Here is a 12,251-nt window from a genome sequence, read left to right as displayed (position 1 = left end):
CGTTCACCCGGACATGCCACAACCGACAGAAGGGACCACCCCATGCCCGACACACGCCATCTCATCTCCATCGACGATCTGACCGATGAGGACCTGACGTCGATCGTCGCCCGGGGCGCGGACTTCTCCGCGGGCCGCGCCACCGGGGACCGCCCGCTGGCCGGGCTCGTGGCCGGCATCTACTTCGCCAAGACCTCGACCCGCACCCGTACCGCGTTCTCCAGCGGCGCCCTGCGCCTGGGCGCGCAGATCGTCTCGTACGGCCCCAACGACCTCCAGACCAACACCGGGGAGACCACCGAGGACACCGGGCGCGTCCTCGCCGGCATGCTCGACCTGCTGGTCGCCCGCACCGCCGCCGACCCCGCCGAGATGCGCAGCTGGGCTTCACAGGGCGGAATGTCCGTCGTCAACGCGATGAGCGCCGACGAGCACCCCACCCAGGCGCTGACCGATCTGACCACGCTCCTCGGCCGGTTCGGGCGGATCGAGGGACTGCGTGTGCTGTACGTCGGCGAGGGGAACAACTCCGCGGCGGCCCTGGCGCTCGCCCTGCCGAGGTTCAGGAACATCACCCTGGAGCTGCGCACCCCGCCCGGGTACGGACTCGCCCCCGCGACCCTCGCCCGCGCCCTCGCCACCGCGGAACGTACCGGATCCACCGTCGTCGAACGGCACGACATGGAGGCGCTCCCCGAGGGTTTCGACGCCATCTACACCACCCGGTGGCAGACCACCGGGACCAGCAAGCCCGACCCCGACTGGCGGGACATCTTCGCGCCCTTCCAGGTGAACTCCACTCTGTGGAAGGGGAGTCCGGACGCGGTGTTCCTCCATGACCTGCCCGCCCACCGGGGCGAGGAGGTCACCGCCGAGATACTCGACGGACCGGCGTCGATCGCCTTCCAGCAGGCCGAGAACAAGATGCACAGCGCCATGGCCGTCCTCGAATGGTGCCGCACCGGCCCCGTCGGCGGCCCGGCGAACGGTCTCACGGTGGAGGGTGGCGCGGGAGCCAGGGCCCTGGCCGCAGCCGGATGACGGCTCCGGCCGGTCAGCAGGACACCGGCGGGGCCGACTCCGCCCCCCTCCAGCCCCTGCGCCGCAACCGCGACTTCGTCCTCCTGTGGGGAGGCGTCGGGGCCACGCTGCTCGGCGCCCGCGCCTGCTCTGTCGCGTACCCCTTCCTGGTCCTCTGGTACACCGGATCGGCGAGCGACGCCGGACTGGTCGGCTTCGCCGCGCTCCTGCCCAATCTGCTCGTGCAGCTGCCAGCAGGGGCGCTCGTGGACCGCTGGGACCGCAGGCGACTGATGATCCTCTGCGATCTGGGCTCCCTGCTGGCCACCGCATCGGTTGCGGTCGCGGTGGCCACCGGCCGGATCAACCTCGGCCATCTGGCTGCCGCCGCCTTCGTCAGCGGCAGCCTGGCCGTCTTCCACCAGCTCGCCGAACGGGCCGCAGTGCGTCACCTCGTACAGCCCGGACAACTGCCCCTCGCCCTCACCCAGAACGAGGCGCGCTGGCGGGCCGCCGGACTGCTGGGGCAGCCCGTCGGCGGGGCGCTGTACACCGTGGCGCGCTGGTCACCCTTCCTCTTCGCGGCCATGGCCCATCTGCTGTCGCTGATCTCGCTCCTGCTGATCAGAAAGCCGTTCCAGGGCCCGCGCGACACCGCCCCGCGCCGTCGGCTCGCCGTCGAAGTCGCCGAAGGGTTCACCTGGACCTGGCGGCGTCGGTTCCTCACCACCCTGGTCGGGCTGATCGCCGCGACCAATCTGCTGTTCCAGGGCATCAGCATGGCCGTGATCCTCATCGTGCGCGACGGCGGAGGCTCGGCCGCGCTGCTGGGAACCATCACCGCCGTCGGCGGGGTCGGCGGGATGCTCGGCGCACTCGGCGCGACCTGGTGGACCCGGCGGGCACCTCTGCGCACCGTGGTCATCGGGAGCATCACCGTCTGGGCCGCCGTCGTCCCCCTGCTGATCGTGGTCCGCGCACCGGTCGTGATCGGTGCCCTCCTCGCCGTCATGGCGTACGCGGGCGGACTCGTCAATGTGGTGGGCGGCGTCTACCAGGTGTCCGTCACCCCCGACGAGATGCAGGGGCGCGTCAGCAGCGTCCTCACCCTGATCGCCCCCGGTGCCGGCGCGCTCGGCGCGCTCGGCAGCGGCTTCCTGCTCGACGGGCTCGGAGTGACCGGCGCCCTCGCCGGGATCGCGGGCTGCATGGTGCTTCTCGCCGTAACAGCGCTGGTCACTCCGGCACTTCGGCGCCCCGACCCGGTACCGGGCGAGGACCGCTCGGCGGTATAGGCCCGGTATAGCGCCTCTTTCTAGTTTCTGAACCATCAACCTCCTCCCGGCGAAAGGGAATTTCCCATGACTCCGCCCATCGACCGCCGTCAGGCCCTCCGTACCTCCGCCGGGGCCCTCCTGGTGGCCGGCCTCGCCACCGTGGGAACGGCCACCACCGCCTCCGCCGCCCCCGCCCGGCGGAAGTACGCGGAACTTCCGGAGATCCCGAACGTCCCGGGCATGAACGGGGACCCCCGATCCAACGAGTTCTGGTACGTGTTCGACCAGGAGCTCTGGTACCACCGCACGCCCGAGGTGATCGCCGCCAACGAGAAGCTCCGCGAGGTGCTCGGCGCGGACCCCGAGGTCGCCATCGTCCAGGCATACCTCGCCCACCGCAGCGCGGGCACCTACCCGAGCGGTTTCCGCACGCTCGTCACCCCCCTCAAGCAAGCGCTGACCGTCCTCTCCGACGCCCAGTGGAGCGTCATCGACCGCTACTACCCGCGCACCGACCTGGAAGGCCTCACCAAGGCGTTCGCCGACTTCGGGCAGGGCGTTCTCTACGACCCGCGGCTGTCCGAGGGGCAGCGCAGCCACACCATGAACGGCAACCCGCCGGTCGGTTTCCACGCCTGGCACTGCTACCTGCGCGCCATGCAGCTCCTCGGCATCGACTCCCGCCGCTGGGCCGTGATCGACCCGCTGATCGGGCTGTCCTGGGAGATCCAGTCGATCGTCAAGCCGAAGCCCGACGTCATCTACCCGCCGCTCGACGCCAAGGTGCTCCGCCGGCTGACCACGAAGTGGCTCAGCCGCAGCCCCGGCGAGTGCGACACCGCCTTCGAGACGTTCCCGTACCCGCAGGGCGTCAGCTGACCCACCCGACCGCGCTCCGAGAGGCAGAATCATGCGAACGGCACAGACGGAACCGACCGCAGCACATGACGAGAGGACCGGAGTCTGGCTCATCGGCGCCCGCGGTTCGGTGGCGACGACCGCGGTCGTCGGAGCCGCGGCGATCCGGGCCGGACTGGCCCGGCAGACCGGCTGTGTCGCCGCCCTGCCCCCCTTCGCGGAGCTCGGCCTGCCCGACTTCGACCGACTGGTCTTCGGCGGTCACGACATCGACGAGACGCCGCTGGTCAAGCGGGCCGAGCAGCTGGCGGACGCGGGAGTCCTGCCGTACGCGCTCCTCGGCCCGCTGGCGGCGGACCTCGCCGAGGCCGACGCCGAGATCCGGCCGGTCGGCGGTGGTGGTGCCGCCGGGCGGCAGGACGTCCTGATCGAGACGCTCGCGGCGGACATCGACTCCTTCCGGCGCCGCGCCGGAGTCGACCGGGTCGTGGTCGTCAACGTCGCCACGACCGAACCCCTCGCGGAACCCGACCCGGCCTGCGCCTCGGCCGAGGCGCTGGACGCGGCGCTCGCGGCGGGGGAGTCGCCGCTGCCCTACAGCGCGGTGTACGCCTACGCCGCACTGAAGTCCGGCTGCGCGTATGTCGACTTCACCCCCTCGGCGGGAGCGCGGCTGCCGGCACTGCATGAGTACGCCGTCGCCGCCGGGCTGCCGTACGCGGGCAGCGACGGCAAGACGGGGGAGACCCTCGTCAAGTCCGCCCTGATGCCGATGTTCGCGCGACGGGCCCTCGCCGTGCGCTCCTGGTCCGGCACCAATCTGCTCGGCGGCGGCGACGGAGCGGCACTCGCCGAACCCTCCCGCGCCCGCAGCAAGGTCGAGTCCAAGCGGCGGGTGCTCGACGAAGGGCTCGGCCACCCGGTCGAGGGCGGGGTGCACATCCACCACATCGCCGCGCTCGGCGACTGGAAGACGGCCTGGGACCACATCGTGTTCGACGGGTTCCTCGACGTACGGATGACGATGCAGTTCACCTGGGAGGGCTGCGACTCGGCGCTCGCGGCGCCGCTCGTCCTCGACCTGGCCCGGTTCATGGCGCTGGCCCACCGCGCGGGGGAGAGCGGGCCCGTGCCCGCCCTCGGCTTCTTCTTCAAGGACCCGGTGGGCTCCACGGTCCACGGCCTGGAGGAACAGTTCACCGCGCTGGTGGACTGGGCACAGGGCGCCGCAGCGGTGCGGGTGTGAGCGGGTACCCGAGGCGGCGCCTGCCCTCCGCGGGTGCCGTCGCCCGGCTGGTACGGGCTCCCGCCGCGCTCACCGTCCCCGGCGATGTGCTGGCGGGGGCCGCGGCCGCGGGAGTGCGGCGCGGGCCCCGGACACTGGGGCTTGCCGCCTCCTCCATCTGCCTCTACTGGGCGGGTATGGCGCTCAACGACTACGCCGACCGCGACCTCGACGCCGTGGAACGCCCCGAGCGCCCGATCCCTTCCGGAGAGGTCTCGCCAGGACAGGCCCTCACCCTCGCCACCGGTCTCACCGCCGCCGGAATCGGACTCGCCGCGCTCGGCGGGGGACGCGCCGCACTGCCCACCGCCGTATCGCTCGCCGGGGTCGTCTGGGCGTACGACCTCGCCCTGAAGTCCACCCCGGCCGGGCCCGCCGCCATGGCGACGGCCCGGGGGCTCGACGTGCTGCTCGGCGGCGCGGGCAGCGGACGCACCAGGGCCGCGCTTCCGGCGGCCCTCACCGTGGCCGCGCACACGTTCGCCGTCACCGTGCTCAGCCGACGCGAAGTCAGCGGTGCGAGCAGGGCCGTTCCCGCCGCGACGCTCGCCGCGAGCGGGACGGTCACGGCGGCGGCCGTGGCGTACGGCAGCCGGGCCGCACCGGCACACCGGGCGGTCAGCCGCACACTGGCCGCCGCCTACCTCGGTACCTGCGGACTCGCCCAGTACAGGGCTGCCCGTACCCCGACCGCCGCGAGCGTACGCCGGGCCGTGGGCGCCGGGATCCACGCCATGATGCCGCTCCAGGCCGCGCTGACCGCGGCGGCCGGCTCCACGGCCGTGGCCCTGCCGGTGGCCGCCGCACTGCCGCTCGCCCGACGACTGGCCCGGAAGGTGTCGCCGACATGACGAGGACCGCGCTGCGCTTCGCTTACGGAACCAACGGCTTCGGCGACCACCGGATCGGCGACGCCCTGCGGGTCCTCGCGGACCTCGGCTACGACGGGGTCTCGCTGACCCTCGACCACCACCACCTCGACCCGTACGCACCGGACGTGGCCGCGCGGACCGCCCAGGTCAGGAAGGTGCTCGACGATACCGGTCTCGACGTGGTCGTCGAGACCGGCGCCCGCTACCTGCTCGACCCGATGCGCAAGCACCAGCCGACCCTGGTCTCCACCGAGGGCCGCGACCGCCGTGTGGATCTGCTGCGCAGGGCGACCGAGATCGCGGCCGGTCTCGGCGCCACCACCGTCCATCTGTGGAGCGGCGCCGCACCCGATGACGTCCCGGCCGACGAGGCGTGGAAGCGGCTCGCCCAAGGGTGCGCCACCGTGCTGGAGCACGCCGGACGCGCGGGAGTAGACCTGGCCTTCGAACCCGAACCGGGCATGCTGGTCGCCACGTTGCAGGACTACCGCCGACTGGCGGACCTGCTGGGCGGGCACGACCGGTTCCGGCTCACCCTCGACATCGGCCACTGCCGCTGCCTGGAACCCCAACCCGTCGTTGTGTGCGTGCACCGTTCGGCCGACCGGCTCGCCCATGTCCAGATCGAGGACATGCGGCGCGCGGTGCACGAGCATCTTCCGTTCGGGGACGGCGAGATCGACTTCCCGCCGGTCCTGGCCGCACTCGCCGATGCGGGCTACCGCGGCCTCGTGTCGGTGGAACTGCCCCGGCACAGCCATGCCGCGACCCTCCAAGCGCGCCGCAGCATCGCGTTCCTGCGCGAGGCGGCGGCCGCCGCGAGGACCGTACGCGCACCGGAGCTCGTGCCCACCCCCGAACCCCGACTCATGAAGGGCGCGGTACGCCCATGACGCTTTCGGACACCACCACACCCACCGGGGCCGTCCACGCCCCGCGCACCGTCCGGGCCCTGCTCGGTGCGCTGGACGCCGCCCTCGACCCGGACCACCGGGCGCGGCTCGCACGGGACACCGCGGCCGTCGCCGCCGACCCGGCCGCACTGGACACCCGGTTCCCCTCGGCCGGCCGTGTCTACGGGCGCCTCCCGCTGCCGGACCGGGCACTGCCCGACCGCGCCGGCTGGGCCGTCGAGGACGCGGTGCGCGCCGCACTGCTCCTTGCCGTCGCCCCCGACCGCACCGCCACCGAGACCGCCGCCCGCTATGCACAGGGCGACGCCGCCGAACGGCGCGGGGTGCTGCTGTCCCTGCCCTATCTGCCGCTCGGCGCCGCCGCGGCCCCCCTCACCGACGACGCCCTGCGCAGCAACGACACCCGGCTGATCATCGCCGCACTCGGCCCGTACGCCCGCGCACATCTGGATCAGCACCGCTGGCGCCATGCCGTACTCAAGTGCCTGTTCACCGAGATACCGCTGACCGTCGTCGCCGGGCTCCATGAGCGCAAGGACATCGAACTCGCCCGGATGGCAGAGGCGTTCGCCGACGAGCGCCGCGCCGCGGGCCGCCCCGTACCGGCCGATCTCGTCCTGCTCGTCACGGACCGCGGCCGCGACCGATAGCCACCCTCTACTCGCAGGAGCCCCCACATGCGGATTTTCGACCCGCACATCCACATGACCTCACGTACCACCGACGACTACCGGGCGATGTACGACGCAGGTGTCCGCGCCCTGGTGGAACCCGCGTTCTGGCTCGGCCAGCCCCGTACCTCCCCCGCGAGTTTCAGCGACTACTTCGACGGACTCCTCGGCTGGGAGCCCTACCGCGCCGCCCAGTACGGGATCCGGCACCACTGCACCATCGGCCTCAACCCGAAGGAGGCCAACGATCCCCGCTGCACCCCCGTGCTCGACCTGCTGCCGCGCTTCCTCGCCAAGGACGGCGTCGTCGCCGTCGGTGAGATCGGCTTCGACACTGTCACCCCCGCCGAGGAGCACGCCTTCGCCGCGCAGCTGGCCCTCGCCGTCGAGCACCGGCTGCCCGCACTCGTGCACACCCCGCACCGTGACAAGGCGGGCGGCACCGCACGCTCGCTGGCCGTCGTGGCGGAATCCGGCATCGACCCGGGCTTCGTCGTGCTGGACCACCTCAACGAACTGAGCGTCGGCCAGGTTGCCGAAAGCGGCTGCTGGATGGGCTTCTCCATCTACCCGGACACCAAGATGACCCCCTCCCGCATGGTGGAGATCCTCCAGCGGTACGGCACCGAACGGATGCTGGTGAACTCCGCGGCGGACTGGGGACACAGCGATCCGCTGCTCACCCGCGCCACCGGCGAGGCGATGATCGCCGCCGGTTTCGACGAGGCGGACGTGGACCGCGTCCTGTGGCAGAACCCGACCGCCTTCTACGCACAGAGCGGCCGTCTCGACCTCGACGCCACCGGGTCCACGGAGGGCACCGGGACCTCGACGTCCCCGGCGGCGGGCCTGTACGCGGGCAACTCCGTTGCCCGGGGCGGCAGCTGAGGACACCAGAACCGTGAGACTGCGCCACCACGACGGGACCGACGTCCATCTCGCCTACTGCACCAATGTGCACCCGGCGGAGGATCTGCCGGGCATCACCGCACAGTTCGACCTGTACGCCCTTCCGGTACGGGAACGCCTCGGTACCGACACCCTCGGACTGGGCCTCTGGCTGTCCGACACCACCGCAGCCGCACTCGACACCGACCCGGCCGCCCTCGCCCGCCTCGGCGCCGACCTGGTTGCCCGCGGCCTCGAGACGGTGACCTTCAACGGCTTCCCGTACCGCGGCTTCCACGATCCGGTCGTCAAGCACGCCGTGTACACCCCCGACTGGTCCGACCCGCGCAGACTCGACCACACCCTGCGTCTGGCCCGCATCCTCGCCGCCCTGCTCCCCGACACCGCCACCCACGGCAGCGTCTCCACGCTCCCTTTCGCCTGGCGGACCCCCTGGCCGGCGGAACGCCACGACGCCGCCCTGCGTCAACTCGACCTGCTGGCCGCAGGGCTGAAGCAGATCGAGGCCGACACCGGCCGGGTCATCCGGGTCGCCGTCGAACCCGAACCCGGCTGTGTGACCGAGACCGTGTGGCACACGGCCGCCGCCCTCGCCGCCACGGACCCCGAGCGGATCGGGGTGTGCCTCGACGCCTGCCACCTCGCCGTGGCCCACGAGGACCCCGACGAAGCCCTCCGAGCCCTGGCCGTCCACCAGGTCCCGGTGGTCAAGCTCCAGGCATCCGCCGCCCTGTGTGCCGACCGGCCTCGCGACCCCGGAGTCCGGGCCGCCCTGACCGAGTTCGCCGAACCCCGCTTCCTGCACCAGACCAGGGAACAGGCGCCCGACGGCTCCGTGCTGGGCCGCGACGATCTCGACGAGGCGCTCGCCGAGGAAGGCGGGCTGCCCGGCAACCGGCCCTGGCGGGTCCACTACCACGTCCCCCTGCACAGCGAGCCGGCGCCGCCGCTGAGCAGCACCCGGCCCGAGCTCCGCGCCACTCTCCGCGCGCTGTTCGCGGGGGAGCGGGCGCTCACCGGTCATGTCGAGGTGGAGACCTACACCTGGACCGTGCTGCCGGAAGGCCGGCGGCCGGCCGGACGGGACGGTCTGGTCGACGGAATAGCTGCCGAACTGGCTTGGACAGAAGTCGAACTGACCGAACTCGGTCTCAAGAGTACTGAGGAGCACCACTCATGACCGACCGACGCAGAAAGGTCGCCGTCCTCTGCACGGTCGGCCTCACCCCGCGGCTGCTGCCGCACATGCCCCATCTCCGGGCCATCGGTGAACAGGGCTTCGCCGCCGCGCTGGACACGGTCTTCCCGGCCGTCACCGCCACCGTTCAGGCATCGCTGACCACCGGCAGCCTGCCCAACGACCACGGCGCGGTGGCCAACGGCTGGTACCACCGTGACCAGGGCGAGGTGCTCATGTGGCGTCAGCACAACGCCCTCGTCCACGGCGAAAAGGTGTGGCACGCCGCCCGGGAGAAGGACCCGGACCACACCACCGCCTACCTCTGCTGGTGGTGGGCGATGGGCGCCGAGGTCGACACCGTCCTCACCCCGCGCCCCGTCTACCACTACGACGGCCGCAAGCAGCCCGACTGCTACACCGTCCCGGCAGGCCTGCGCGACGAACTGACCGCACTGCAGGGCGACTTCCCTCTCTTCAACTACTGGGGCCCAACCGCCGGCATCGCCTCGACCAGCTGGATCGCCCAGGCGTCCCGATATGTCCTGGACCGCCGGAGCCCCGACCTGACCTTCATCTATGTCCCGCACCTCGACTACGACCTTCAGCGCTACGGCCCCGACAGCCCGCAGGCCGTCCGTGCGGCCCGCGAGGCGGACGCCGCGCTCGGACCGCTCCTGGACGACCTGCGGGACCGCGGCACCACCGTCATCGCGCTGAGCGAGTACGGGATTGCCCCGGTGCGCCGACCCGTCGACATCAACCGGGCGCTGCGCCGCGAAGGGCTGCTCTCCGTCTACGTGCAGCGCGGCATGGAGTATCTCGACCCGCACACCTCACGGGCCTTCGCCGTCGCCGACCACCAGGCCGCCCATGTGTACGTCGCCGACCCCTCCGACCTGCCGCGGGTACGAGACACACTCAAGGCCACCGCCGGTGTCGACATGGTCCTCGACCGCGTACAGCAGGCCGACTTCGGCATCGACCACCCGAACGCGGGCGAGCTCGTGGCAGTCGCGGAACCGGACGCCTGGTTCACGTATTACTACTGGCTGGACGACGACCGCGCCCCCGACTTCGCCCGGGGCGTCGAGATCCACCGCAAGCCCGGCTACGACCCGGCCGAGCTGTTCTTCGACCCGGCCGATCCGATGATCAAGGCCAAGGCGGCGCTGACGCTGCTGCGCAAGAAGGCCGGCATGCGGGCTCCGATGACCGTCGTGCCGATCGACCCGCACTGTGTACGGGGGAGCCACGGCCGGCTTCCCGACGACGACCGGGACGCCCCGATGCTGCTGTGCTCGGAGCCCGCAGAGGCTCAGCAGCGCTTCCACGCCACCGAGGTCAAGCGGCTGATCCTGCGTCTGCACGGCTGGTCCTGACGCGCCGTCGGCACCCCTGCTGCCACAGGGGCGCCGGCGAAGTGTCCGCACCGCGCAGGCGTATGCGTGCCGGCCCCGGACAGCCCTTAGGAGGCGGCGGGCTCCGATGCGGGCTGCTCCTGGGCGAACAGCCGGACCAGCGACAGGAAGCGGTAGTGCAGCCGCTCGTCGGTGCAGATCCCGCTGACCTCGATCAGCCGCGCGTCGGCCAGCGCCTCGAGAACCCATTCGCCCCGCTCCTCGGACACCCCCAGCACCTCGGCGGCCTCCCGCGCGCTGAGCCCGGCCGCGCAGCCCCGTGCCAGCTCCCGGAAGGCCCGGCGCGCTTCGGCGTCGAGCTCGGCATACGCGAGCCGCAGGGAGGCTCGCAGATCGTGGCCGCCGAGCCGCAGCTCGCTCAACCGGTGCTGTTCGGGTCCGAGTCTGGCCACCAGCCGGGAGAGCCGCCACCGGGGGTTGGCCGTCAGCCGGGTCGCGGCGATGCGCAGCGCGAGCGGAAGCCCGTCGCAGAGCTCGACCAGCCGGGCCGCCGCCTCCGGTTCCGCCGCCACCCGGTCGGCGCCCACGAGCCGTGCGAGCAGCCCGGTCGCCTCGTCCGGCTCCGGCAGCCCGAGGTGGACCAGGCGGATGCCCTCCAGACCGCTCAGCGGACTGCGCCCGGTGATGATGGTGCGGCACAGCTCTCCGCCCGGCAGCAGGGGCCGGGTCTGCCGGTCGTCCTCCGTGTTGTCGAGGACGACGAGCACACGGCGCCCCGCCAGCCGGCTCCGGTACAGCTGACTGCGCTCGTCCAGCGAGACCGGCAGATCCCCCTGCGGGGTGCCGAGCGCGTGCAGGAACCAGCCCAGCACCTCATGCGGGTTCTTGGCCCGTCCCTGGGTGTCGCGCAGGTCGACGTAGAGCTGTCCGTCGGGGAAGTGCTCACGGCTCAGCTGGGCGGCATGCACGGCGAGCGCCGACTTCCCGATGCCCGACATACCGGTGATCACGGCCCGGTGCGGCTGCGCTGCGTGCGGCCGGAGCAGGGCGGTCACTTCGGCGAGCTGCTTCTCGCGGCCGTGGAAGTCGGTGGTGTCCGGCGGCAGCATCGCGGGCACGAGCCCGTTCCAGCTGTGGGAGGACGCCGACAGGACGGCGGGTCCCGCGGCGGGTCCGTCCAGATCCCCGGTGAGGATCGCGTCGTGCACCGTACGCAGCGCCTGCCCCGGGTCGATCCCGAGCTCCTCGCGCAGCGTGCGCCGTCCGGCGCGGTAGACGGCGAGCGCCTCCGCCTGCCGCTCGCTGCGGTAGAGGGCGGTCATCAGCTGGGCGCGCAGTCGTTCCCGCAGCGGATGGCGGGCCACCAGCGGCGTCAGCTCCGCGATCAGCGCGGCGTGCGAGCCCATGGCGAGGTCGGCCTCGATGCGGCTCTCCAGGGCGGCCATGTAGGCCTCCTCCAGCCTGGGCAGCTCGATCTCACCGAGGAAGTCGGTGGTGTTGGAGAGGGCCGGCGCGCTCCACAGACCCAGCGCGTCCCGCAGATCCCGGGCGGCCTGCTCGAACCGTCCGTCGCTCAGCGCCCGGGTCCCGATGCCGGCCAGCCGCTCGAACTCAGCCCAGTCGAAACCGGCGGGGCCGATGTCCAGCCAGTAGCCGGGACCGCGACGTTCCAGCCGGATCCCGGGGCCGAGCCGCTTGCGCAGCCGGGAGATGTACGTGTAGATCTGCGCGCTCATCGTTGCGGGTGGCTCCCAGCCCCACAGGAGGGTGCTGAGCCGGTCGTCGGTGACCATATGCCCGCGAGCCAACAACAGGGCGGCGAGGGTGGTGCGCTGCTTGGTGCCGTCGAGCGGGATGTCGGCACCGTCGACGGACGCCTCCACCGGGCCGAGGATGCTGAACTTCAT

Annotated in this window: 11 protein-coding genes; 10 read left to right on the top strand and 1 reads right to left on the bottom strand. The window is 72.3% G+C overall.

Features of this window, described 5'->3' with window-relative positions; translation table 11 throughout:
* Window positions 1-42: 42 nt before the first annotated feature.
* From ACNPQM_RS05515 to ACNPQM_RS05470, 10 genes are all read left to right on the top strand, one after another.
* Window positions 43-1,041, top strand: coding sequence for an ornithine carbamoyltransferase (locus ACNPQM_RS05515; protein ID WP_418083075.1), 999 nt, complete (start codon window positions 43-45; stop codon window positions 1,039-1,041).
* Window positions 1,038-2,315, top strand: a complete 1,278-nt coding sequence (locus tag ACNPQM_RS05510) for an MFS transporter (RefSeq protein ID WP_418083073.1) — start codon at window positions 1,038-1,040, stop codon at window positions 2,313-2,315. Before ACNPQM_RS05515 ends, ACNPQM_RS05510 begins: the two co-directional genes overlap by 4 nt.
* Before the next feature lie 66 nt (window positions 2,316-2,381).
* Window positions 2,382-3,176, top strand: coding sequence for a hypothetical protein (locus ACNPQM_RS05505; protein WP_418083071.1), 795 nt, complete (start codon window positions 2,382-2,384; stop codon window positions 3,174-3,176).
* A 31-nt stretch (window positions 3,177-3,207) separates the two neighbouring features.
* Window positions 3,208-4,401: an inositol-3-phosphate synthase gene (locus tag ACNPQM_RS05500; RefSeq protein ID WP_418083069.1), complete on the top strand. Its 1,194-nt coding sequence runs from the start codon at window positions 3,208-3,210 to the stop codon at window positions 4,399-4,401.
* Window positions 4,398-5,291: an SCO3242 family prenyltransferase gene (locus ACNPQM_RS05495; RefSeq protein ID WP_418083067.1), complete on the top strand. Its 894-nt coding sequence runs from the start codon at window positions 4,398-4,400 to the stop codon at window positions 5,289-5,291. The genes ACNPQM_RS05500 and ACNPQM_RS05495 overlap by 4 nt, the downstream gene beginning before the upstream one ends.
* Window positions 5,288-6,205, top strand: coding sequence for a sugar phosphate isomerase/epimerase family protein (locus tag ACNPQM_RS05490; protein WP_418083065.1), 918 nt, complete (start codon window positions 5,288-5,290; stop codon window positions 6,203-6,205). Before ACNPQM_RS05495 ends, ACNPQM_RS05490 begins: the two co-directional genes overlap by 4 nt.
* On the top strand, window positions 6,202-6,876 hold the full coding sequence (locus tag ACNPQM_RS05485) for an EboA domain-containing protein (protein WP_418083063.1): 675 nt from the start codon (window positions 6,202-6,204) through the stop codon (window positions 6,874-6,876). The genes ACNPQM_RS05490 and ACNPQM_RS05485 overlap by 4 nt, the downstream gene beginning before the upstream one ends.
* Before the next feature lie 27 nt (window positions 6,877-6,903).
* Window positions 6,904-7,785: a TatD family hydrolase gene (locus tag ACNPQM_RS05480; protein ID WP_418083061.1), complete on the top strand. Its 882-nt coding sequence runs from the start codon at window positions 6,904-6,906 to the stop codon at window positions 7,783-7,785.
* A 13-nt stretch (window positions 7,786-7,798) separates the two neighbouring features.
* A complete protein-coding gene (eboE, locus tag ACNPQM_RS05475) occupies window positions 7,799-8,986 on the top strand; it encodes a metabolite traffic protein EboE (protein WP_418083059.1) in 1,188 nt (395 codons plus the stop codon).
* Window positions 8,983-10,365, top strand: coding sequence for an alkaline phosphatase family protein (locus ACNPQM_RS05470; protein WP_418083057.1), 1,383 nt, complete (start codon window positions 8,983-8,985; stop codon window positions 10,363-10,365). The genes eboE and ACNPQM_RS05470 overlap by 4 nt, the downstream gene beginning before the upstream one ends.
* An 86-nt stretch (window positions 10,366-10,451) precedes the next feature.
* Here ACNPQM_RS05470 and ACNPQM_RS05465 read toward each other — a convergent pair whose 3' ends face one another.
* Window positions 10,452-12,251 carry a BTAD domain-containing putative transcriptional regulator gene (locus ACNPQM_RS05465; RefSeq protein WP_418083055.1) on the bottom strand — a complete coding sequence of 600 codons (1,800 nt, stop codon included), beginning with the start codon at window positions 12,249-12,251 and terminating at the stop codon, window positions 10,452-10,454.

This window comes from Streptomyces sp. NPDC056231 (genome assembly GCF_048270745.1).
Classification (GTDB): Bacteria; Actinomycetota; Actinomycetes; order Streptomycetales; family Streptomycetaceae; genus Streptomyces.
Note: the sequence above shows the minus strand (reverse complement) of the source record. Positions and strands in the feature narration are given on the sequence as shown.